This window comes from Kitasatospora sp. NPDC004614 (assembly GCF_042873675.1).
In the GTDB taxonomy this organism is placed as follows: domain Bacteria; phylum Actinomycetota; class Actinomycetes; order Streptomycetales; family Streptomycetaceae; genus Kitasatospora.
Genome location: NZ_JBIALR010000025.1, coordinates 23,767 through 46,081 on the forward strand (window position 1 = coordinate 23,767; position 22,315 = coordinate 46,081).

At 72.1% G+C, this 22,315-nt stretch carries 16 protein-coding genes, 2 tRNA genes and 1 pseudogene; 8 read left to right on the forward strand and 11 right to left on the reverse strand.

Annotation, left to right across the window (positions count from 1 at the left end; translation table 11 throughout):
• Positions 1–201: 201 nt before the first annotated feature.
• Positions 202–627, reverse strand: coding sequence for an OsmC family protein (locus ACFYST_RS32995; protein WP_387867727.1), 426 nt, complete (start codon positions 625–627; stop codon positions 202–204).
• 281 nt (positions 628–908) lie between these two features.
• Here ACFYST_RS32995 and ACFYST_RS33000 point away from each other — a divergent pair, with 281 nt between their 5' ends.
• Complete coding sequence (locus ACFYST_RS33000; RefSeq protein WP_387647338.1) at positions 909–1,238, forward strand: chorismate mutase; 330 nt, start codon at positions 909–911, stop codon at positions 1,236–1,238.
• Positions 1,239–1,332: 94 nt separating this feature from the next.
• The gene (gene lepB / locus ACFYST_RS33005; RefSeq protein WP_387647336.1) at positions 1,333–2,019 is read left to right on the forward strand and encodes a signal peptidase I; all 687 of its coding nucleotides are present in this window, start codon (positions 1,333–1,335) and stop codon (positions 2,017–2,019) included.
• 7 nt (positions 2,020–2,026) lie between these two features.
• Here lepB and ACFYST_RS33010 read toward each other — a convergent pair whose 3' ends face one another.
• The gene (locus tag ACFYST_RS33010; RefSeq protein ID WP_387867730.1) at positions 2,027–2,188 is read right to left on the reverse strand and encodes a hypothetical protein; all 162 of its coding nucleotides are present in this window, start codon (positions 2,186–2,188) and stop codon (positions 2,027–2,029) included.
• Between the two features lie 227 nt (positions 2,189–2,415).
• Between ACFYST_RS33010 and ACFYST_RS33015 the strand changes: the two are divergent.
• Both ACFYST_RS33015 and ACFYST_RS33020 read left to right on the forward strand, forming a co-directional pair.
• Positions 2,416–2,646: pseudogene (locus ACFYST_RS33015) on the forward strand (response regulator transcription factor); the annotation flags it as partial.
• A gap of 9 nt (positions 2,647–2,655) precedes the next feature.
• A complete protein-coding gene (locus ACFYST_RS33020; protein WP_387867732.1) occupies positions 2,656–2,955 on the forward strand; it encodes a YciI family protein in 300 nt (99 codons plus the stop codon).
• A gap of 219 nt (positions 2,956–3,174) precedes the next feature.
• Here the strand turns inward: ACFYST_RS33020 and ACFYST_RS33025 are convergent, their stop codons facing one another.
• The 5 genes from ACFYST_RS33025 to ACFYST_RS33045 all read right to left on the reverse strand — a co-directional run bounded on the left by ACFYST_RS33025 (position 3,175) and on the right by ACFYST_RS33045 (position 7,877).
• Complete coding sequence (locus ACFYST_RS33025; protein WP_387867733.1) at positions 3,175–4,167, reverse strand: DMT family transporter; 993 nt, start codon at positions 4,165–4,167, stop codon at positions 3,175–3,177.
• Positions 4,168–4,207: 40 nt separating this feature from the next.
• Complete coding sequence (locus ACFYST_RS33030; protein ID WP_387867735.1) at positions 4,208–6,403, reverse strand: transglycosylase domain-containing protein; 2,196 nt, start codon at positions 6,401–6,403, stop codon at positions 4,208–4,210.
• Between the two features lie 366 nt (positions 6,404–6,769).
• Positions 6,770–6,843: transfer RNA gene (locus tag ACFYST_RS33035), tRNA-Lys, on the reverse strand.
• Positions 6,844–6,962: 119 nt separating this feature from the next.
• Positions 6,963–7,036 (reverse strand) — tRNA-Lys (locus ACFYST_RS33040).
• Positions 7,037–7,118: 82 nt separating this feature from the next.
• Positions 7,119–7,877: a hypothetical protein gene (locus ACFYST_RS33045; RefSeq protein WP_387647324.1), complete on the reverse strand. Its 759-nt coding sequence runs from the start codon at positions 7,875–7,877 to the stop codon at positions 7,119–7,121.
• A gap of 507 nt (positions 7,878–8,384) precedes the next feature.
• Between ACFYST_RS33045 and ACFYST_RS33050 the strand changes: the two genes are divergently transcribed.
• From ACFYST_RS33050 to ACFYST_RS33060, 3 genes are all read left to right on the forward strand, one after another.
• On the forward strand, positions 8,385–9,563 hold the full coding sequence (locus ACFYST_RS33050; RefSeq protein WP_387867738.1) for a low temperature requirement protein A: 1,179 nt from the start codon (positions 8,385–8,387) through the stop codon (positions 9,561–9,563).
• A gap of 7 nt (positions 9,564–9,570) precedes the next feature.
• A complete protein-coding gene (locus ACFYST_RS33055; protein ID WP_387647320.1) occupies positions 9,571–10,206 on the forward strand; it encodes a pentapeptide repeat-containing protein in 636 nt (211 codons plus the stop codon).
• Positions 10,207–10,416: 210 nt separating this feature from the next.
• The gene (locus ACFYST_RS33060; protein WP_387867741.1) at positions 10,417–12,468 is read left to right on the forward strand and encodes a phosphocholine-specific phospholipase C; all 2,052 of its coding nucleotides are present in this window, start codon (positions 10,417–10,419) and stop codon (positions 12,466–12,468) included.
• 7 nt (positions 12,469–12,475) lie between these two features.
• Here ACFYST_RS33060 and pflA read toward each other — a convergent pair whose 3' ends face one another.
• The 3 genes from pflA to adhE form a co-directional block, all read right to left on the reverse strand.
• Positions 12,476–13,225, reverse strand: a complete 750-nt coding sequence (gene pflA / locus ACFYST_RS33065; RefSeq protein ID WP_387647316.1) for a pyruvate formate-lyase-activating protein — start codon at positions 13,223–13,225, stop codon at positions 12,476–12,478.
• A gap of 32 nt (positions 13,226–13,257) precedes the next feature.
• Positions 13,258–15,525 carry a formate C-acetyltransferase gene (gene pflB, locus ACFYST_RS33070; protein WP_387867743.1) on the reverse strand — a complete coding sequence of 756 codons (2,268 nt, stop codon included), beginning with the start codon at positions 15,523–15,525 and terminating at the stop codon, positions 13,258–13,260.
• Positions 15,526–15,638: 113 nt separating this feature from the next.
• On the reverse strand, positions 15,639–18,317 hold the full coding sequence (adhE, locus tag ACFYST_RS33075; RefSeq protein ID WP_387867746.1) for a bifunctional acetaldehyde-CoA/alcohol dehydrogenase: 2,679 nt from the start codon (positions 18,315–18,317) through the stop codon (positions 15,639–15,641).
• 346 nt (positions 18,318–18,663) lie between these two features.
• Between adhE and ACFYST_RS33080 the strand changes: the two genes are divergently transcribed.
• Positions 18,664–18,882, forward strand: a complete 219-nt coding sequence (locus ACFYST_RS33080) for a hypothetical protein (protein WP_387647309.1) — start codon at positions 18,664–18,666, stop codon at positions 18,880–18,882.
• A 64-nt stretch (positions 18,883–18,946) separates the two neighbouring features.
• On the opposite strand, the gene ACFYST_RS33085 is transcribed toward ACFYST_RS33080, so the two are convergent.
• Positions 18,947–22,270, reverse strand: coding sequence for a S41 family peptidase (locus ACFYST_RS33085; protein WP_387867749.1), 3,324 nt, complete (start codon positions 22,268–22,270; stop codon positions 18,947–18,949).
• Positions 22,271–22,315 lie beyond the last annotated feature (45 nt).

A 22,315-nucleotide genomic window follows, 5' to 3' on the forward strand; every position in this document is an offset into this window, starting at 1 on the left:
GGCACCCGGCCCGGGGGGGGGGGGGGCGCGCGCCGGGGGGGGGGGGGGGGGGGGCCCGGCCCGCCCCCCGCCCCCCCCCCGGGGCCCCCCCCCCCCGGGGCGGCCCCCGCGCGGGCCCCCCCCCGGGGGTGTACGCCCGCGCTCACCCGCCGTAGCGAAGCGGCGCTCGAGGGCAGGTCGGGCGGTACGTCGGGCGGCAGGTCAGGCGAGCGAGGCGCTGAGCGTGATGGTGGTGCCGGTGAGCGCCTGGCTGACCGGGCAGTTCGCCTTCGCGTCCTCGGCGGCCTTCACGAAACCCGCCTCGTCCAGGCCCGGGACGGTGCCGACCACGGTCAGGTGGATGCCCGTGATGCCGGTGCCCGGCTGGAAGGTCACGTCCGCCTTGGTGTCCAGCTTGGTGGGCGGGGTGCCCGCGCCCGTCAGGCCGTGCGAGAGCGCCATCGAGAAGCACGCCGAGTGCGCGCCCGCGATCAGCTCCTCCGGGCTGGTCTTCCCGTTCGCGGCCTCGGCCCGGGACGGCCAGGACACCGGGAACTCGCCGATGCCCGAGGAGTCGAAGGTCACCAGGCCCTTGCCGTCGAGCAGGTTGCCCTCCCACTCGGTGTGCGCGGTGCGGGTCGTTGCCACGATCAGGTACCTCCTGTAGGGGGAACTGCCGGTCGAACTGCTCCACCCGCGACCGCACTTGCGGCCGCGGCCCGCCCAGCCTAGGGCCTGCTCGGCCGTTCCCGCCGGATCAGCGCGCAGTCCGTCCGGCGGCCGTCCCACATCGCGGAACGTGCCGGTGATCGGGGCGAAAGCGACGTGTTTGCCCTGTTAGATTGGCCGTTCGCCCGCGCCCGGGCCGGCCCGTCCGCCGCGCCCCGCCGTGCCCGGAGCCCACCCGCACCCGCATCGGAGCCGCCCCCATGACGGACCAGCCCACCCCCTCCCCGGCGGAGACCGACCCGGCCGTGCGGGCCGAGCTGACCCGCCTGCGCGAGTCGATCGACAACATCGACGCCGCCGTCGTCCACATGCTCGCCGAGCGCTTCAAGGCCACCCAGCAGGTCGGCCGCCTCAAGGCCGAGCACCGGCTGCCGCCCGCCGACCCGGAGCGCGAGCGCCGGCAGATCGCCCGGCTGCGCGAACTGGCCGTCAGCGCCCACCTCGACCCGGTGTTCGCCGAGAAGTTCCTGAACTTCATCATCGCCGAGGTGATCAGGCATCACGAGGCGATCGCCGGCGACAGGCCGTAGTGTCTGTGTGTCTGTCCGGTCCGCGTAAGGGCCGGATTTTCGCCGCGTCCGGCGCGCGGGTTAGCGTGCTGTCCTTCCCGAGGAGGCGGTGTCGGTGTCGGTTGCGGTGACCGAGGAGACCACACAGGAGCAGGGCTGGCGCAGGCGCCGGCCCTGGTACGTGGAACTGCCCGTGATGATCGCCGTCGGCCTGGTGGTCGCGGTGGTGATCAAGTCCTGCCTGTTCCAGATGTTCTCCATCCCGTCCGGTTCCATGGAGAACACCCTGCAGATCGGCGACCGGGTCGCGGTCAACAAGCTTGCCCCGCTCACCGGTTGGAAGCCCGAACCGGGCGAGCCCGTGGTGTTCAAGGACCCGGGCGGCTGGCTGCCGCCCACCCCGAAGGACAGCAACGCCTTCACCGGCGCCATCCACTCCGGCCTCAGCGCGATCGGCCTGCTGCCCCCCGGCGACGACTACCTGGTCAAGCGGGTCATCGCCACCGGCGGCCAGACCGTCGCCTGCCGCGGCACCACCCTCAGCGTCGACGGCCAGCCCGTCGCCGAGCCCTACCTGCACCCCGGCGACGACTCCTGCTCCGGCCTGGACTTCGGGCCCATCACCGTCCCCGCCGGCCACATCTGGGTCGAGGGCGACCACCGCAGCGACTCCGCCGACTCCCGCTACCACCGCGACGGCCCGTCCGGCGGCGCCGTCCCCGTCGACAACGTGGTCGGCCCGACCTCCGCCGTGGTCTGGCCCCTCAACCACCTCAACTGGTTCGGCTGGACCGGCCGCTGAGCGCCGGTCAGGCCGACACACCGCGCCGCAGCCGGACGGCGCAGCCCGCCGCGACCACCGCCGACAGCAGCACCAGCGCCCCGGCCTCCGCCCACTGGAACGTCCAGTAGCGGTCGGCCGGCTGGTACTCGGTGCGCTGCGACAGGTGCATCGCGTTGATCGTCTCCATGCACCGCTCGGTCGAGCCGGCCGGGCCGCACACCTCGGGGGCGGTGGGCGTGAACGGCCGGCCGGTCCGGCGCCAGCGCCACCGCGGTCCGCTGCTGCACGGGCGCCGCCAGGTGGGCGCGCAGCGCCAGCGGCACCAGCACCTGCATCGCTGCCACCGCCGCCAACACCACGGCCATCGCCGCGACTTGGCGCCGCAGCAGCAGCCCGGCCGCCACCCCCGCCGCGACGGTCCCGGCGGCGCTCGCCGGGACCACCGAACGCGAACGGGAGGTGCTCGTACTGGTCGGGCTCGGCCTCTCCAGCGAGGAGATCGCCGCGCACCTGCACGTCAGCCTGTCCACCGCGAAGACCCACATCGGCCGGCTGCTGCAGAAGCTCGCCGCCCGGGACCGGGCGCAACTGGTCATCGCGGCCTACGAGTCGGGCCTGATCCGGCCCGGGGCCCGCGCGGCCTAGGATGATCGGGTGTTCATTCTGGAGCTGACCTACACCGCCCCGCTGGAGCGCATCGACGCGCTGCTGCCCGCCCATGTGGCCTGGCTGGAGCAGCACTACGCGAGCGGCACCTTCCTCGCCTCCGGCCGCAAGGTTCCCCGGGACGGCGGGGTCATCATTGCCGTCGCGGAGAGCCGGGACGCCGTCGAGGCGCTGGCGGCCACGGATCCGTTCGCGCAGGGCGACGTCGCCGAGTACCGCATCACCGAGTTCGTCCCCACCACCACCGGCCCCGAGCTCGCCCCGTACCGGCAGACGCTCCCGGCCTGACGCGGGGGACGCCTCCGGCGGGGAGCCGGGGGCGCTTCGCGCGCACGGAGCCGGGCTCGATGTGACCTGATGGTCTGGCGTCCCGGGACGCCTCGACGGGCCCTGCGAGCTGGGGACCGGCATGCGTGGCGCCGGGCCGGACCCGGCCTGGCGGCTCGTCGGCGCGGTGTCTTCGGTGGGTCCACAGGAGCCGGCGGCCCCCCCAGGCCCGCGCAGCGGTCAGTGTTTGGCCGAGGAGGCCGACTGGGCGGCGAAGGCGCCGGCCAGGACGAGGGCGCCGCCGGCGAGTTGGGGGGTGCCGAGGTGTTCGCCGAGGAGGATCCAGGCGAGGACGGTGGCGACCACGGCTTCGAGGTTGGCGACGACGCCGGCCACGGGCGGGGAGAGGTACTGGACCGAGGCGACGCCGGTGAGGTAGGCGACGACGGTGGCGACCAGGATCATCCAGAGGGCGGGGAGCAGCGCCGGGAGCTGGTGGCCGTTCATGGTGACGGAGTGGGTCAGCAGGGACCAGTCGGCGTCCCAGGGGCGGGTGAAGGCGGTGAGCAGGATCGCGCCGATCAGCAGGCCGTACGCGGAGACCGCCAGCGGGTCGACGGGGCGGTCGCCCTCGCGGCCGGCGTCGGCGAGGACGAAGTAGCCGACCTGGCAGCAGGCCGCGCCGAGGGCGAACAGGACGCCGAGCGGGTCGAAGGAGAGGCCGTGCCAGACCTCGACGACGCAGGCGAGGCCGGCCACCGCGGCGCCCGCGCCGGCCATCGCGCGGCGGGAGACGGGGCGGCGCTGCACGAGTCGGACGTAGGCGAGCAGCAGCGGCGGGCCGAGGTATTCGATCAGCATGGCCACGGCGACGGGGATGCGGGAGATCGCCGCGAAGTAGCAGGCCTGGACGCCGGCGACGGCGAGCAGGCCGAAGCCGATCAGCAGTCCGGGGCGGCGCAGTACCGCGTCGCGGTGCTTCCAGGCGATGGGCAGCAGCACCAGTGCCGCACCGGCGACCCGCAGCCAGACGGTGTGGGTGGGGGAGAGGCCGGCTTCGATCAGCGGCTTGGCGGCCGTTCCGGATCCGCCGAAGGCGACCGCGGAGACCAGGGCCAGCACCAGGCCCAGCTTGGCGGTGCGGTGGGTGGGGGAGGGGCTTTCCACCAGGGGACGATCGGGCGCCGGGCGCGGGTCGAGCGACATGGCGGAGGGGTCCGAGCTGCTGTGCATCGCCGCATTGTGCCAGCCCGGACCCCTCTGCCGTAAGGTGCTATCCCGCAGGTTGGTCCTGTGTTCCGAGCAGTCCGCCGGAGCCGCCGGACCCCGTCGAGGCGCTCGGCGTCGGCGGCTCGCTGGGGCCGGCGCTGGGCTTGGCGGACGGGCTGCGGCTGGGCCGCGGCTGACCGCCGCCGTCACCGGCGCCGCCGCTGGGACGCGAGCTGGGGCTGCCGTTGCCGTTGCCGGTGCTGTCGCCGGCCGACGGGGACGGCGCGGAGGTCACGCCGTCCGAGGTGGACGGGTTCTGGCTCGGCGAGGCGGACCCGGTCGGCCCGGACGGGACGGTGGTGGACGGCGTCCGGACCGGACCGGAGAAGGAGCTGACCGGCTGCCCGGCCAGCGCGGACTTCATGTAGGCCGTCCAGATCTGCGCCGGGAACCTGCCGCCGGCCGCGCTGCCCATGCCGCCGACGCCGTCCAGGGTGACCTGCTTGCCGGTGGTCGGGTCCTGGCCGAACAGGCCCACCACGGTGACCAGTTCGGGCGTGTAGCCGGCGAACCAGACCGACTTGGAGTCGTCGGTGGTGCCGGTCTTGCCGGCCGCGGGGCGGTTCAGCGCGGCGGCCCGGTAGCCGGTGCCGCCCTGGTCGTCGATGACGCCCTGGAGGATCGCGGTGGTGCCGCGGGCGGCGTTCTTGGAGATCGCCTGGGTGCTCTTGTGCTCGGGCAGCGCGACCTTCTCGCCGCCGGACTCCAGCCCCTTCACCAGCCACGGGGTGATCTGCTGGCCGTCGTTGTCGAGCGTGGCGTACACGCCGGCCAGTTCCAGCGCGCTGGGGGAGGACGTGCCCAGCGGGATCGACGGGATGGCTTCCAGCTGCGGGGTGTCGGCGGGCAGGCCGAGCGCCACCGCGGTGGAGCGGACCTTCTCCAGGCCGGTGTCCTGGGCGAGCTGCGCGAACACCGAGTTCACCGACCAGTCGGTGGCCTGCTGGAGGCTGATCTGCCCGAACGAGCGCTCGCCCTCGTTCGGCGGCGCGTAGGGCACGCCCTTGGCGCCGCGGACGGGCCGCCGGTTGGTGCCGTCGTAGATGGTGTCGGCGGTGATCCGGTCGCCGTACTGGGTGCGCGCCCCGGAGTCCAGGGCGGCGGCCAGCGCGATCGCCTTGAAGGTGGAGCCGGCCTGGTAGTCGGTGCGGGTGGCGTTGTCGATCCAGTGCTTGGTGGCGTCGGCGCCGCCGTACAGCGCCACCACCTGACCGGTCTTCGGGTCGACCGACACCGCGCCGGCCTGCGCGGCCGCGTCCACCTTGCGGGTGTCCGGCTTCAGGTTGTCGATGAGCTGGGCCTGCACCGCGTCCTGCAGCTGCTGCTGCTTCTTGGAGTCCACGGTGAGCGTGATGGTGTAGCCGCCCTTGGCGAGCTGGGCGTCACTGACGATGTGGTTGTCGGTGAGGTACGAGGTGGCGGCGGCCACCAGGTAGCCGGCCTGGCCGGACATGCCGGGTGCGGACTTCGGCGACTGCACCTCCGGGAAGGTCAGCTGCTTGCGCTCGTCGGCGCCCAGCCAGTTCTTCGACACCATGCCGTCGAGCACGTAGTTCCAGCGGGCCGTCGCCTTCTGCTTGCCGTTCTCGGTGGCCGAGGAGACGTCGTACGCGCTGGGCGCGTTCAGCAGGGTCGCCAGGTACGCGCCCTGGGCGGCGTCCAGCTGGCTGGCGTCCACCCCGAAGTAGGCCTGCGAGGCGGCCTGGATGCCGTACGCGCCGCGTCCGTAGTAGGAGGTGTTCAGGTAGGAGGAGAGGATCTCGTCCTTGCTCTGGGTGGCGTCCACCTTGAACGAGATGAAGACTTCCTTCACCTTGCGGCTGACGGTCTGTTTCTGGTTCAGGAACGCGTTCTTCACGTACTGCTGGGTGATCGTCGAACCGCCCTGGGTGGCGCCGCCGGAAGCGGTGTTGAAGGCGGCGCGGGCCATGCCCTTGAAGTTGACCGCGCCCTCCGAGTAGAAGTTGCGGTCCTCGGCGGCCAGTGCGGCGTGCTGCGCGTCCTTGGAGACCTTGTCCAGTCCGACGTTCTGCCGGTTGGTCTGCCCGGTGCGGGCCAGCAGCGAGCCGTCCGAGTACAGCCAGGTGTTCGACTGGGCGGTGGCCGCGGCGTGCGCGTCCGGCACCTTGACCAGGGCGACCCCCAGGGCGAACAGGCCGACTCCCAGCAGCAGCGAGGCGGCCAGGCCGACCAGCGTCATCCGCCAGGTGGGTATGAGTCGGCGCCAACCGGTTCTTTTCGTGCGTTCACGGGGCTCTCGAGGCAACGGAGACCTTCCCGCAGGCCCCGGACGGGCTGCTCGCTCGGGCGACGGATGAACCTCGCCAGCTTGATCGATCGACTTGTCAGATGTTAGGGACCTATGTCCTATTTCTCCTAAGACGATCTTTAAATCCCCCTTAGTTGCGTGTTCTCCGTCACCCCGGCCGTCACCTCGGCCATCACTCCGGTCTCCTCAACGAGCGGACCCCGCACGGGGACATGGCCGGCCCGATCACACGATCGAGAACCTGCTCGGAGAAATGCAGAAGGCCCCCCGCTTTCGCGAGGGGCCTTCTGCTGTCTGTGCGCCGCCAGGGACTCGAACCCCGGACCCGCTGATTAAGAGTCAGCTGCTCTAACCAACTGAGCTAGCGGCGCTTGCTGACGGAGAGAACATTACACGCCTCCCGACCTGCGGTGAAATCGGGTTCCCCGGGCCGGTGTGCGGGGAAACGCAGAAAGCCCCTCGCGTGAGCGAGGGGCTTTCATGCTGTCTGTGCGCCGCCAGGGACTCGAACCCCGGACCCGCTGATTAAGAGTCAGCTGCTCTAACCAACTGAGCTAGCGGCGCCTGCTGACCTGGAGAACATTACATGCCCGGCGCCGATCCGCCGAATCGTGACGGCCCGGCCACGCACCGTGCCCGCCGGTGGTCAGCGCTGCGGCGGGAGCCTGGCCAGGAACACCTCGAAGGCGGTCGACCGCACCCGGTTCGCCCCGTCGAACGGATAGTTCATCTCCTTGATCGCGATCAGCGACAGGCCGATCAGCCCGGCCAGCGACACCACCATCGCCAGGTGCGCCCAGGTGTTGGACAGGCCGAACAGGAAGGTGAAGGCGATGGTGACGATCGCGCCGGCGATCAGCGCCGCCCACAGCAGCAGCGGCACGCAGTCCGCGATCTGGTTCAGCCGGGCGCGGCGCTTGCTGGCCAGGCCGTCCACGTGCGTCACCAGGTTCTGGTAGATCGTCGCCTGCCGGGCATCGGCCGGTTCGAAGGCCAGCGCGGTGTCGCGGATGCTGTACATCAGCGCGGTCGCCGCCGGGTCGCTCCGGTGTCCGGCCATCTGCTTCCACTCGGCGTCCACCACCGTGTGCGCGTAGCTGAGCGTCAGGCCCTCCAGCTTGGCGCCCTCCGGAAGCGGCATCGCCCGGGACATCCAGTAGACCCCCGCGAGCTCGTCCGCCTCCTCGAAGGTGGTCGCCCTGGCGGCCGAGGTGTTCTCCCACACCACGATCACCACGAAGGCCACCAATACCGCGTAGAAGGCGCCGACCGCGGCGAAGATGAACCCCGCCACGTCGTTGCAGTTCTCCCGGGCCGGGACGGACGCGTACCGCTGCACCAGCACCATGCAGCCCGCCGTCGCCAGCAGCATGCCGACCAGGATCGCCACGTCGGACCAGTTCACGACGACCCCCGCTGAGCAGCTCGGTGCACGCCTGTACGCATACCGCCATCAGGCCACGGGCGGGCCGGGGCGGGCGAGCGGGGATGGTCCGACCGGCCGGGGGCCGACGCGCCGCCGGACAGCGCGGTGATCGCGAGGAGGGCCGGTGGGCGGACGCGGGGCGAAGCGGCAAGACCGCCCCCCATCGTCCGTGCCGTCCTCCTTGACCTTCCGCGTTGCCCGCGAGGCGTCCGTCCGTCCCTCCATTCGGAGAGGAATCTATCGGGCCAAACGGGGCGGACGGGACAAGCTTCGCACCAACGCCCCGGACGGGCCCCAGCTGTCACCCGGATCGCGCACTGCGGCGTCAACTCTGCCTGACGGACGGGCAAAACGGTTCGAATCGGACCAATCGGCGTGCCGGGTACGGTCCGTGCGGGTTCGCGCCCCGGATGCAAGGATCGTCCGAGCGCAACTCCCCGGCCGCGCGCGCTCCCTGCCGCGCGGCCCCGTCGTGAAAGCAGGACGATGACCACCGCCCCCGACCGCTACCGTCCGGTCCGCCGGATGCTGGCTCGCGACCAGGGCGAGTCCCACCGGGTCTCCACCCCCCTGGAACTGTTCTTCGACCTGTGCTTCACGGTGGCCATCGCCCAGGCCGGCCGCCAACTCGCCCACGCGCTGGCCGCCGGGCACCTCTCGGTCGCCCTGCCCGGGTACGCGATGTCCTTCTTCGCCATCTGGTGGGCCTGGATGAACTTCACCTGGTTCGCCTCCGCGTACGACGTGGACGACGTCCCCTACCGGCTCACCACGCTGCTCCAGATCACCGGCGTGCTGGTGCTCGCCGCCGGCGTGCCGCGGCTCTTCGGGGACCAGGACCTCTCCCTGGTGGTGGCCGGCTACCTGCTGATGCGCCTCGCGATGGTCACCCAGTGGCTGCGCGCCGCCCGCGGCGAGAACGGGTCCGCCCGGACCGCCGCGCTGCGCTATGCCCGCGGCATCGCGCTCGTCCAGGCGTTCTGGGTGGTGCTGCTGTTCGTCCCGCACGAGGCCCGCGTCCCGCTGTTCGTGGTCGGCGTGGTCGCCGAACTGTCCGTCCCCGTCTGGGCCGAGACGCACAACCGGACCCCGTGGCACCGGCGCCACATCGCCGACCGGTACGGCGCGTTCACCATCATCGTGCTCGGCGAGACGGTCGCGGCCGCCACAGTCGCCGTACAGACCGCACTGGACGAACACAAGGCCGTCGCCGAACTGCTGCCGATCGCCGGCAGCGGACTGCTGATCTGCTTCGGCGCCTGGTGGATCTACTTCGCCGACGACGCCCACCCCTACCTGCACTCCGCCCGGCAGGCACTGCCCTGGGGCTACGGCCACTTCGTGGTCTTCGCCTCGGCGGCCGCCGTCGGCGCCGGGCTGGAGGTCGCCGTCCAGCACGCCGTCGGCACCACCCACCTGACCGAGCGCGCCGCGGCCGCCGCCGTCACCGTCCCCACCGCGGTGTTCCTGTTCACCGTCTGGGCCCTGCACTCCCGCCACCACCGGCGCGGCGCCGCCCAGTTGATCCTGCCGCTGGCCGCGCTGTCGGTGCTGGCTGCGACGCTGGCCGGGGATGCCGGTGTGCCGCTGGCCGGCCTGCTGGTGGCGGCCGCCGTCGCCATCGGCATCGCCCTGTCCGCGAAGACCGTTCAGAGACGGAGTTGACCACCCCGTGAGCCTGGAAGACCTCCCCTACGCCCACCTGCTGCAACGCCACACCGGACCGCTGCGCGCCGACACCCGCTACGACACCGTCCACTTCGACGACCTCGACCTGGGCGGCCAACTCGGCGGGGTGAGCTTCCTGGAGTGCGCGTTCACCGGCATCCGGGCGGACGGCGCGAAGCTGCGCCGGGCCGGCTTCAACGAGGTGTGGCTGCACGGCGGGCGGCTGGTCGGCGTCGACCTCGCCGAGAGCGAATGGCAGGACGCCGAGATCGACTCCAGCGTGCTGGCCGGCGTCTCCGCGTACAGCTCGGCGATCCGCCGCACCGTCTTCCGCCAGTGCAAGCTCGAAGCGGTCAACCTGCGCGGCGCGACGCTGCGCGACGTCGTCTTCGAGGACTGCCTGCTGCGCGACGTCGACCTCGCCGAAGCGAAACTCACCAACGTGACGTTCCCGGGCTCCACGCTCGACGACGTCCACCTGCGCGGCGCGACCCTCAAGGCGGTGGACCTGCGCCGGGCCGCGAGCCTCGGCCTGCCGGACGGGCACCAGGGGCTGCGCGGGGCGATCATCTCGACGGGGCAACTGCTGGATCTGGCGCCGCAGTTCGCGCAGGCGCTGGGGATTTCGGTGAAGGACTGAGAAAGGTTCCGCTTCGCGGCGAATGGGAGGGTTCCGGGGCTGGTGCGCCGTCAACGGCCCTGCGCGTACCCGCCGTTCATCTGGTGAACGGTTCGACAAACGTTCGGTTCAAGTCATGGCCATGCCGCCCCGGCTGCGTGAGGATGCTCGGCGTTCGACACGAGGTGTCTGAACAACATCATCAGCAGCCGAAGGGACGGGCGGGTCAAGATGGCAGAGCTGAGTCGTAGGAAGTTCATGGCGCTGTCGGCGAGTGCGGCAGCCGGTGCGGCGGTCGCCGGGTCGGGCGTGGTGGGCGGGGCGGCTCCCGCGGTCGCGGCGCCGGCGGGGACCACGGGGACGATCACGGACGCGAAGCACGTGGTGATCCTGATGCAGGAGAACCGCAGCTTCGACCACTACTTCGGGATGCTCAAGGGCGTGCGCGGCTTCGCGGACCGCTCGGCGATCCAGATATCCGGCGGCTACAGCGTGTTCAACCAGCCGAACCTGCTGGGCCGCCAGTACCCGTGGCAGTTCAGCGCCACCAAGCCGGCGGGTGGCGCGGACCCGGCGCGGCTGGCGCAGTGCAATGGCGACCTGAGTCACGCGTGGAGCGATCAGCACAACGCCTGGAACGGCGGCAAGCTGGACTCCTGGGTGTCCGCCAAGGGCACCGTCCGCGCGCTGGGGTACCTGACCAGGGCGGACATCCCGTTCCACTACGCGCTGGCCGACAACTGGACGGTCTGCGACGCCTACCACTGCTCGGTGCTGAGCGCGACGGGCCCGAACCGCACCTACCACTGGTCCGGCCAGATCGACCCGTCCGGCACGGCGGGCGGTCCGGCGTACGACGGCGGCGACGAGTCGGGGCTGCGCTGGCAGACGTACGCGGAGGCGCTGGAGAACGCGGGGGTGAGCTGGAAGGTCTACCAGAACGCGTCGGACAACTACGGCGACAACGCTCTGGCCTACTTCACCCAGTTCTCCTCCGCCCCGGCGGGCAGCGCCCTCGCCGTGAAGGGCATGGGCTCCGTCCCGAAGGCGACCGGCCGGACGCCGGACGACATCGTGGCGGCGATCAAGGCGGACGTGCTGGCGGGCACCCTGCCGCAGGTGTCGTGGATCGTGCCGGACCAGGCGTCCTCGGAGCACCCGTACGCCACGCCCACCGACGGCGCGCACTTCGTGCACAACGTCATGGACGCGCTGAACGCCGACCCGAACGTCTTCAACTCGTCGATCCTGTTCATCAATTACGACGAGAACGACGGCTTCTTCGACCACGTCCCGCCGCCGGCCGCGCCCTCCGGAACGGCCGGGGAGTTCTACAACGGGGTCAACATCGGCCTGGGCTTCCGCGTCCCGATGCTCGCCATATCCCCGTGGAGCCGGGGCGGCTGGGTGTCCTCGGAGACCTTCGACCACACCTCGGTACTGCGCTTCCTGGAGAAGTGGACGGCCGCCCAGGGCCGGCCCGCGAACTGCGTGAACATCTCGGCCTGGCGGCGGAAGATGTGCGGCGACCTGACCGGCCTGTTCGACTTCGCCAACCCGGTGTACGGGATGCCCGCGCTGCCCGACACCTCGGCGACCATCGGCCTGGCCGCCTGCGGTCCGCTGCCGAACCCGGCGCCCGTCAACAACCAACTGCCCGCGCAGGAGGCCGGTACCCGTCCGGCCCGTGCGCTGCCGTACCAGCCGGTGGCGAACCTGGACCACCTGGAGTTCGGCTCCGCCGGCGTGACGAAGGTCTGGATCGCGATGTCCAACGCCGGCACCGCCACCAACCACTTCGCCGCCTACGCCAACGCCTACCGCTCGGGCGGGCCCTGGCAGTACACCGTCGATCCCGGCGCGGCGACCAGCGACTTCTTCAACTGCGGCACCGGCTACGGCTCGGGCAAGTACGACCTGACGGTGATCGGCCCCAACCGCTTCCTGCGCCGCTTCACCGGCGACACCACCGCCGCCGGCAAGAACGCGGCCGTCACCGCGACGTACGCCCCCGCGCCCGACACCGGCAAGCTCGCCGTCTGGTTCAAGCTCGCCAACACCGGGACCGCCCCGGTGACCTTCACCATCACGTCCACCAACTACCGCACCGACGGCCCCTGGACGTACCAGGTCGCCGCCGGGGCCACCACCAGCGACTGGTTCAACGCGGCGGCCTACACCAACGGTTGGTACGACTTCACGGTGACGGTCAGCGGCGACGCCAGTTGGTCGCAGCGCTTCACCGGCCACCTGGAGACCGGCACCCCGTCGATCTCCGGCTGACGCGGGCTCACACCGCACGCAGGCCGTGCGCGGCGAAGATGTCGCGCGCGGCCTGCACCTGTTCGGGCGTGGGCGTGGGGGTGTCGGCGAGGGTGAACTCGCGGCCCAGGGCCGTCCACTTGGGGTGGCCGAGCTTGTGGAAGGGGAGGACGTCGACGCGCGAGACGTTGCCGAGGGAGGCGGCGAAGGCGGCGACCCCGGCGATGTTCTCGGGCGGGTCGGTGAGGCCGGGGACGAGGACGAAGCGGAGCCACACGTCCTTGCCGAGGTCGGCGAGGCGGCGGGCGAAGCCGAGGGTGGGTTCGAGGGGCTGGCCGGTCAGCCGGCGGTAGAGGGCGCGGTCCCAGGACTTGATGTCGAGCAGGACCAGGTCGGTGTCGGCGAGCAGGGCGTCGCTCGCCCGGGCGCCGAGGAAGCCCGAGGTGTCGAGCGCGGTGTGCAGGCCGAGCTCGTGCTTGAAGCGGCGCAGCAGTTCGCCGGTGAAGGCCGGCTGGAGCAGGGGTTCGCCGCCGGAGAGGGTGGCGCCGCCGCTGCCGGAGGCGTGGATGAAGGCGGTGTACTTGGCGGCCTCGGCGACCACCTCGTCCGTCGTGGTCCGTCGGCCGCTGCGCATCCGCATGGTGTCGGGGTTTTGGCAGTACAGGCAGTTCAGCGGGCATCCGGCGAGGAAGGCCACGAACCGGGTGCCGGGGCCGTCCACGCCGGTCGACAGGTCCCAGGAGTGCACCGAGCCGGTGGTCTTCGGAGCGGTGGTCATGGCGGTGCCTCCCGGGAGCTGTCGGGGTGGGCTCAGAGCGAGCCGTGGAAGGTGCGGTTGACGACGTCCAGCTGCTGTTCCCTGGTCAGCCGGACGAAGTTGACCGCGTAGCCGCTGACCCGGATGGTCAGCTGCGGGTACTTCTCGGGGTGCTCCATGGCGTCGAGCAGCGTCGTCCGGTTCAGCACGTTGACGTTCATGTGGAACCCGCCGACGGCCGTGTACCCGTCGAGCACACCCGCGAGGTTCCGCACCCGTTCCTCGCGGGTGCGGCCGAGGGCGTCGGGCGTGACGGTGTTGGTGAGCGAGATGCCGTCCTCGGCCGCGTCGTAGGGGAGTTTCGCCACCGACAGGGCGCTCGCCACGTAGCCGTGGGTGTCGCGGCCGTTCATCGGGTTGGCGCCGGGGGAGAACGGTTCGCCGGCCCGGCGGCCGTCGGGGGTGGCGCCGGTCTTCTTGCCGTATACCACGTTCGAGGTGATGGTCAGCACCGACTGGGTGTGCTCGGCGCCCCGGTAGGTGGGGTGCTTGCGCACCTTGCGCATGAACTCCTCGACCAGCCGCACCGCCAGTTGGTCCGCCCGGTCGTCGTTGTTGCCGTACGCCGGGTACTCGCCCTCCACGCGGTAGTCGACCACTAGGCCGGACGCGTCGCGCACGGGCCGCACCTTCGCGTACTTGATCGCCGACAGCGAGTCCGCCGCCACCGCGAGACCGGCGATGCCGCAGGCCATGGTGCGGCGCACGGCACGGTCGTGCAGGGCCATCTCCAGGCGCTCGTAGGCGTACTTGTCGTGCATGTAGTGGATGACGTTCAGCGCGTGCACGTACGTCTCGGCCAGCCACTCCAGCTGCCGGTCGAAACGGGCCGACACCTCGTCGTAGTCGAGGACCTCGGACTCGATCGGGCCGGTGTCGGGGCCGATCTGCTCGCCGGTGATCTCGTCCCGGCCGCCGTTGATCGCGTAGAGCAGCGTCTTGGCGAGGTTGACCCGGGCGCCGAAGAACTGCATCTGCTTGCCGACCTCCATCGCGGAGACGCAGCAGGCGATCGCGGTGTCGTCGCCGAAGCGGGGGCGCATCAGCTCGTCCGACTCGTACTGCACGCTGGAGGTGTCGATGGACACCTGGGCGCAGAACTCCTTGAAGCCCTGCGGGAGTTGCGGCGACCAGAACACCGTCATGTTGGGCTCGGGCGCCGGGCCCAGGTTGTACAGCGTCTGGAGGTAGCGGAACGAGGTGCGGGTGACCAGGGGGCGGCCGTCGCAGCCGATGCCGCCGATCGACTCGGTGACCCAGGTCGGGTCGCCGGAGAACAGCTCGTCGTACTCGGGGGTGCGCAGGAAGCGGACGATCCGCAGCTTGATGATGAAGTCGTCGATCAGCTCCTGCGCCCGGCGCTCCGTCAGCCGGCCCTCGGCCAGGTCGCGTTCCAGGTAGATGTCCAGGAAGGTCGAGGTGCGGCCGAGCGACATGGCCGCGCCGTTCTGCTCCTTCACGGCCGCCAGGTAGGCGAAGTACAGCCACTGGATTGCCTGTTGGGCGGTGCCGGCGGGCCCGGAGATGTCCTGGCCGTAGCTCGCGGCCATCGCCTTGAGCTCCTCGAGGGCGCGGATCTGCTCGGCCAGTTCCTCGCGCTCCCGGATGGTGTTCTCCAGCGTGCGCGGGTCGTGCGGCGCGGCGTCCAGGCCGGCCTTCTCCTCGCGCTTGGCGGCGATCAGCCGGTCCACGCCGTACAGCGCCACCCGCCGGTAGTCGCCGATGATCCGGCCACGGCCGTACGCGTCCGGCAGGCCGGTGACCACACCGGCCTTGCGGGCGGCCCGGATCTCGGGCGTGTAGGCGTCGAACACGCCCGCGTTGTGGGTCTTGCGGTGGACGGTGAAGACCTTCTCCAGCTCCGGGTCCACCGGGTAGCCGTACGTCTCCAGCGCGCCCGCGACCAGCCGCCAGCCGCCGTTCGGCATGATCGCCCGCTTCAGCGGGGCGTCGGTCTGCAGGCCGACGATCAGCTCGTTGTCCCGGTCGATGTACCCGGGGGCGTGCGCGGTGATGGTGGACGGCGTGTCCCACGAGACGTCCAGGACGCCCTTGGCGCGCTCCGCCGGGAACAGGTCGGTGATCCGCTTCCAGACGGACGCCGTCCGCGCGGTCGGGCCGGCCAGGAAAGCGGCGTCGCCCTCGTACGGGGTGTAGTTCCGCTGGATGAAGTCGCGGACGTCGACGGCGTCCCGCCACAGGCCGCCCTTGAAGCCGTCCCAGGCACCGCTGTGGATGCGCTCCGCGTGCTGCGTGCTCATTGCCTCGCTCCCGCCTCTCGCCTACGAGCACCATTGTGAAGCGGTCCACAAACTCACATGGGCTCGAAAAGTCCTGATCAGAGGGACATTGGTCCCCAATGGTCCGCCGGCTCTCAGATCGCCCGGTCGTCGCCGTAGTACGCCTGGGTCATCAGCCGCCGCAGGTCCCGCAGCATCGGCATCCGCGGATTCGCCGGCGCGCACTGGTCCTCGTACGCGTTCATCGCCTGCTGCTCCAGCCCCGCCAGGAACGCCGCCTCGTCCACCCCCGCCTCCTTGAACGAGCGCGGGATGCCGACCCGTTCGCGCAGCTCCTCGACCGCGAGCGCCAACGACTCCACGCCCTGCTCGGGAGTGTCCGCGGGCAGGCCCAGCGTCCGGGCGATCTGCTGGTAGCGCTCCGGCGCCCGGTAACTGCGGTACTTCGGCCAGCTCGTGACCTTCGCCGGGGCGCCGCCGTTCCAGCGGATCACGTGCGGCAGTAGCAGCGCGTTGGTCCGCCCGTGCGCCACGTGGAAGGTCCCGCCCAGGGTGTGCGCCATCGCGTGCACCACGCCCAGGAACGCCGAGCCGAACGCCATGCCCGCGATCGTCCCCGCGTTGTGCATCCGCTCCCGCGCCACCGGATCGTTCGGGCCGTTGTCGACCGCCGCCGCCAGGTTCTCGAAGACCAGCCGGATGCCCTGCAGCGCCAGGCCGTCGGTGAAGTCGTTGGCGTACACCGACACGTACGTCTCGATGCAGTGCGTCAGCGCGTCGAAGCCGGAGTCCGCCGTCACCGTCGCCGGCAGATCCGTGGTCAGTGCCGGGTCCACGATCGCCACCGTCGGGGTCAGCGCGTAGTCCGCCAGCGGGAACTTCTGCCCGCTCTCCGGGTCGGTGATCACCGCGAACGGCGTGACCTCGCTGCCGGTGCCCGAGGTGGTCGGCACGCACACCAGCTTTGCCAGCTCGCCCAGGTCGGGGAAGGCGAAGGCACGCTTGCGGATGTCGAAGAACTTCTCCCTCAGGTCCGCGAACTCCACCTCCGGGTGCTCGTACATCAGCCACATCACCTTCGCCGCGTCCATCGGCGAACCGCCGCCCAGCGCCACGATGGTGTCCGGCCGGAAGCCGCGCATCAGGGCCGCGCCCTGCTCCACCGTCGCGATGCTCGGATTCGGCTCGACGAAGTCCACCACCCGCACCTCCACCGGCTCCGGCCGCCGGCGCAGCACCTCCCGGACCCGCTCCAGGTGGCCGATCTCCACCATCGTCCGGTCGGTGACCACCACCACCCGATGGGCGCCGCGCATGTCCGTCAGGTACGACAGGGAGCCACGTTCGAAGAAGATCTTCGGCGGGACCTTGAACCACTGCATGTTCGTGTTGCGCCGCCCGATCCGCTTGACGTTGATCAAGTGCAGTGCCGAGACGTTCCCCGACACCGAGGTACGGCCCCACGAGCCGCAACCCAGCGTCAGCGACGGCAGGAAGGCGTTGTACACATCGCCGATGCCGCCCTGCGAACTCGGCGCGTTCCAGATGATCCGGCAGGCCCGCACCCCGGCGCCGAACTCCTCGGCGAACGCGGCGTCACCGGTGTGCACCGCCGCCGAATGCCCCAGACCGTTGAACTCCACCATCTCCGCAGCGAGTTGGACGCCGTGCGCGCGCGACCGGGCGCGCAGCACCGCCAGCACCGGGCAGAGCTTCTCCCGGGTCAGCGGCTCGCCCTCGCCCACCCCCGCGACCTCCGCCAGGATCACCGAGGTGTCCTCCGGCACCTCGAACCCCGCCGCCCGCGCCACCTCCGCCGCCGACTGCCCCACCACCGCCGAATTCAGCTTCGCGCCGGCACAGTCGGCCCCCGCGCCGACCCCGAACAGGTGCTGCTCCAGCAGCACCTTCTCCTCCGGCCCCGCCAGGTACGCCTTCAACGTCCGGAACTCCGCCAGCGCCGGCTCGTAGATCTCGTCGTCCAGGATCACCGCCTGCTCGGAGGCGCAGATCATGCCGTTGTCGAAGGACTTCGACAGCACGATGTCGTTCACCGCGCACGCCAGGTCCGCGCTCTTCTCCACGTACGCCGGTACGTTGCCCGCACCCACGCCCAGCGCCGGCTTCCCGCACGAATACGCCGCCCGCACCATCGAGTTGCCGCCGGTGGCGAGGATCGTCGCCACCCCCTCGTGCCGCATCAGCGCGTCCGTCGCCGCCATCGACGGACGGTCGATCCACTGCACGCAGTGCGCCGGGGCGCCCGCCGCGATCGCCGCGTCCCGGACGATCCGGGCCGCCTCCGCCGAGCAGCGCTGCGCCGACGGATGGAAGGCGAACACGATCGGGTTGCGGGTCTTCAACGCGATCAGCGCCTTGAAGATCGCGGTCGAGGTCGGGTTGGTCACCGGGGTGAGGGCGGCGACCACGCCCACCGGCTCGGCGATCTCCACGATCCCGTCGATGTCGTCGCGGGCGATCACCCCGACCGTCCGCATGCCGGCCATCGAGTGCGTGACGTGCTCGCAGGCGAAGACGTTCTTCACCGCCTTGTCCTCGAACACCCCGCGCCCGGTCTCCTCGACAGCCAGCGCCGCCAGCCGGGTGTGCGCGGCGAGCGCGGCCAGCGAGGCCTTCTTGACGATCCGGTCCACCCGCTCCTGGGTGAGACCCGCGTACTCCTGGAGTGCCTTGTGCCCATTGCGGACCAGTGTGTCGACTGCGGCCCCGGGATCGTCGGCGTCGACGGCGGGGACCTGAACGTGCTCGGCGGGGACCTGAACGTTCTCGGTGGGGGACTGCTGACCGGACATGGCGCGCTCACCTCTCGGGGTGCGGCTGCGGGGCGCCCCGGCGGCACTGCCGGGACCGGTTGACCCCCTCAGGCTCGGGCGGCGGACCCCGCGGCGGCTACGGCCGTTGGGCACGAGCTGCCCGGGACTATCGACCTTCTCCCTTGCGGCGCACGGCAGTTCGGGCCCGGCCCCGGCGCGTCAGGGGCCTGCGCCGGGCGGGTGAGTCGCGGGCCGTCGGGGTGCGGCGTCCGGGGGCCGGTGCGAGGGTGGGCGGAGCCCGCACGGGTACGTGCGACCGCTCCCCGGCGGCGTACCGTGACAAGTGAGGCACCGAAGCAGGGGGGCGCCCACCCGAGGAGGAGACATGGGCATCTTCGACAGGTTCCGCCACCACCCCGCCCAGCCCACCGCCCCGCCCGAGGAGTCCGCCGAACGGGCCGCCCTCGCCCACGACGAGGCCGCCGACGCCTTCGGCGACAACGTGGAACGCGCCCGCGACGACGCCGAACGCCGCGTCCAGCAGGAACGCGAGGACCGCGAGGCCGCCGAGAACATGACCGCCGAGGGCGATCCCTGGGGCTGACACCCACCCGTGAACGCCGGTGCCGAGCGGCCGACCCCCAGTCGGGGCCGGCCACTCGGCGTTCCTACGGCCGCGGCGGCAGCGGCGGCCGGCGGAGGTCGGGGCGGGGGACGCCGGGGGGCGGAGGTGCGGCGGCGGGGGTGGTGGTGAGGAGGTCGAGGGCGAGGGTGACGGCGGCGGCGAGGTCGGTGCGTTCGCCGCGGGCCCAGTCGCGGGGGGTGCGGATGACCTCGATGTCGGGGGCGACGCCCTGGTTCTCGACGGAGAAGCCGATGCCGCCGGAGAACCAGGAGGCGTTCTTCGGGACGGAGATCTGGGTGCCGTCGCCGAGGGCGTGCCGGCCGGTCATGCCGACCACGCCGCCCCAGGTGCGGCTGCCGACGACCGGGCCGAGCGCGAGTTCCTTGATGGCGGCGATGATGACGTCGCCGTCGGAGCTGGTGGCGTGGTCGGCGAGCGCCACCACGGGGCCGCGCGGCGCGTCCCGGGGCCAGCGGACGGGCTGGCGGCCGCGGGTGAAGTCCCAGGCGAGGACGCGGCGGCGGAGTTTCTCCAGGACCAGTTCGGAGACGTTGCCGCCGGCGTTCCCGCGGACGTCCAGCACCAGGGCGGGGTGGGCGAGTTCGGAGCGCAGGTCGCGGTTGAACTGGGCCCAGCCGGAGCCGCCGAGGTCCGGGATGTGCAGGTAGCCGCACACGCCGTTGCTGAACTCCCGTACCAGGTGACGGCGTTTGGCCACCCAGTCCTGGTAGCGGATCGGCCGTTCGTCGGTGAGCGGGGTGACGGCGATCCGGCGCGGCTGCCCGCCGTGGCGGACGGTCAGCTCCACCGTGGTGCCGCCGGTGCCGGCCAGCAGCGGCGCGGGCCCGCGCACCGGGTCGGGCGGGCGGCCGTCCACGGCGAGCAGCTCGTCGCCGTCGTGCAGGCCGTAACCGGCGAGCGGCGCGCGGGCCTTGGGGTCGGAGGACTCGCCGGGCAGGATCCGGTCGACCAGCCAGCGGCCGTCCGGGTCGCGGTGCGCGTTGGCGCCGAGCAGGCCGAGCGGCAGCTGGGCGAGCGCCGGGCCCTCGCCGCGCCGGGACGGGGTGACGTAGGCGTGCGAGGTGCCGAGTTCGCCGAGCAGTTCGCGCAGCAGGTCGGCGAAGTCGTCGGGGGAGGCGATCCGTTCCACCAACGGGGCGTACTGCTCGGTGAGTTCGGCCCAGTCGAGGCCGCACATGCCGGGGTCCCAGAACTGGTCGGCGACGATCCGGGCGGCCTCGGCGTAGGACTGCCGCCACTCCGCGGCCGGGTGCACGGTGTGGGTGATCCGGCGCAGGTCCACCGGGACGGGGGCGGTCGGCGCGGCCAGCGGGTACAGCTTGAGCGAACCGGCCGAGAACACCGAGATCGCCGAGCCGTCGGCGGACACCGCGAAGCCGTCCAGCTGCTCGACCAGCGTGCTGCGGCGGCCCCGGGCCAGGTCGAAGTACTCCAGGGCGGGGCGGCCGGAGGTGTCCTCCGGGTTGGCGAAGGTCTGGCCGAGCGCGCCGGAGATCGGCCAGCGCAGCCACACCACGCCGCCGCGCACCGACGCCGTCGCCGAGTACTTGGAGGCGATCACCGGGAACGGCACCAGGCGCTTGCTCAGCCCGTCCTCGTCCACCCGCACGGTGCCGTCGCCGGTGGCCTCCTCCGGATCCAGGCCGACCGGCGGGCGCCCCTCGGCGGGGGAGGCGAACGGCGACGGGGTGTCGGCGGCCAGCGCCACCAGGTACGGGCGGCAGCCCAGCGGGAAGGACAGGTCGCCGGTGTGCACGTCGTGCACCGGGTCGAAGCCGCGCCAGGACAGGAACACCAGGAACCGGCCGTCCCGGGTGAACACCGGATGCTCGTCCTCGAACCGGCCGCCGGTGACGTCGACGACGTGCCCGGGACGGTCCACCCGGGCCAGCCGGACGGCGCGCAGCGAGCGGCCCGCGACCGGCTGGGACCAGGTCAGCCACTGCGAGTCCGGGGAGAACGACGGGCTGGAGACCGGGCCGAACCGGGACGCGGCGACCTCGGTGACCTCGCCCTCGGCGGTGTCCACCAGCAGCAGCCGGCCGTCCGAGCAGGCCACCGCGAGCAGATTGCCGTCCGGGGCGGCGGACAGCTCCTGGACCCGGCCGATCCGGCCCGCCGCGATCCGCCGGCGCGGGGCCGGATCGTCCGCCGGGCCGTCCTTGCCGGGCAGCGGCGCCAGCTCGATCGCGTCCTCGCCGTCCGCGTCGGTGACCCAGGCGGCCCGGCCCGACCAGCCGAGCACCTGCGGCAGCCGGCAGCGCACCCCCGGGGTGTCGGCCAGCGCCCGGGCCGGGCCGTCCCGGTGGGTCAGCCAGTACAGCGAACCGCGCACGTTGATCACCCCGGCCCGGCCGGTGGCGTCGCAGGCCAGGTCCTTGACGTTGTTCGCGGCGCTCACCTGGTACGGGCGACGGCCGCACCGGGCGCCGCCGAGCGGCACCTCCAGGCGGTGCGGCGCGGGCGCGTCCAGGCTGTCCAGCAGCCACAGGTCGCCGGCGTGCTGGTAGACGATCCTGGTGCCGTCGGTGGCGGCCTCGCGCGCGTAGTACGTGGCGTGGTCGGTGTGCCGTCGCAGATCGGTGCCGTCCGGGCGCACCGAGTACACGTTGCCGACGCCCTCGTGGTCCGACAGGAACGCCACCCTGGTCCCGGTAGGGGTCTCCACCGGCATCGGCGCGGCCAGGTGCCCCGGCAGGTCCGGCAGCAGCAGGTCGTGGTCCACCCACAGCCGCCCCTTCGCGCCGCCCCGGTAGCGCTTCCAGAACGCCGGCTCGTGCGGGGCGGCATCGGTCAGCAGCACCGTGTGCCCCGCCCCCATCTGCGCGTCCGCGACCGGCCCCCACGGCATCCGGCGGCCCGGCGACCCGTTCGGCGGCAGCTCCCACGCCCACGTGTAGTGCGCGAACGGCTCGTGGTACGAGCTGACCGCCAGCACCTCCCCGTTCGGCAGCCACCCGCGAACCCTGGTGTCCTGGCTGCCCCAGTAGGTCAGCCGGGTCGCGGGCCCACCCGCCACCGGCGCGGTGAACACCTCCGGAGTCAGCGCGAACCAGCTAGTCCAGGCCACCGTCGCACCGTCCGGCGACAGCCTGGGATGACTCACCCTGGTCCGGTCGGCCGTGACCCGCCAGGCCCGACCGATCCGGCCGTCCGCGGCGAGCGGCGCGACCCAGACGTCGTCCTCGGCGGTGAAGGCGAGCAGACCGCCGCGTACATGGGGGAAACGCAGATATCCGGGCACCTCTCCATGGTTCGACCCCGCGCCTGGGGCCGCAACGCGGGCGGATCCGGGGCCGCGCGACGCACCTGATCGACGCTCAACGAACCTGCGCCGCAAGCGCATTGACAGCGCCGGGCCGAGCCGGTTCAGTGGTCTAGTCCAACTCCC

Bases quoted from the DNA above. Each gene is read 5' to 3' on its own strand.
- ACFYST_RS33060 (WP_387867741.1), top strand. From the start codon at position 10,417: ATGGCAGAGCTGAGTCGTAGGAAGTTCATGGCGCTGTCGGCGAGTGCG.
- ACFYST_RS33085 (WP_387867749.1), bottom strand. From the start codon at position 22,270: ATGCGCTTGCGGCGCAGGTTCGTTGAGCGTCGATCAGGTGCGTCGCGC.
- pflB (WP_387867743.1), bottom strand. From the start codon at position 15,525: ATGAGCACGCAGCACGCGGAGCGCATCCACAGCGGTGCCTGGGACGGC.
- ACFYST_RS33010 (WP_387867730.1), bottom strand. From the start codon at position 2,188: ATGGAGACGATCAACGCGATGCACCTGTCGCAGCGCACCGAGTACCAG.
- pflA (WP_387647316.1), bottom strand. From the start codon at position 13,225: ATGACCACCGCTCCGAAGACCACCGGCTCGGTGCACTCCTGGGACCTG.
- ACFYST_RS33080 (WP_387647309.1), top strand. From the start codon at position 18,664: ATGGGCATCTTCGACAGGTTCCGCCACCACCCCGCCCAGCCCACCGCC.
- ACFYST_RS33030 (WP_387867735.1), bottom strand. From the start codon at position 6,403: ATGACGCTGGTCGGCCTGGCCGCCTCGCTGCTGCTGGGAGTCGGCCTG.
- ACFYST_RS33025 (WP_387867733.1), bottom strand. From the start codon at position 4,167: ATGCACAGCAGCTCGGACCCCTCCGCCATGTCGCTCGACCCGCGCCCG.
- ACFYST_RS33050 (WP_387867738.1), top strand. From the start codon at position 8,385: ATGACCACCGCCCCCGACCGCTACCGTCCGGTCCGCCGGATGCTGGCT.
- adhE (WP_387867746.1), bottom strand. From the start codon at position 18,317: ATGTCCGGTCAGCAGTCCCCCACCGAGAACGTTCAGGTCCCCGCCGAG.
- ACFYST_RS33000 (WP_387647338.1), top strand. From the start codon at position 909: ATGACGGACCAGCCCACCCCCTCCCCGGCGGAGACCGACCCGGCCGTG.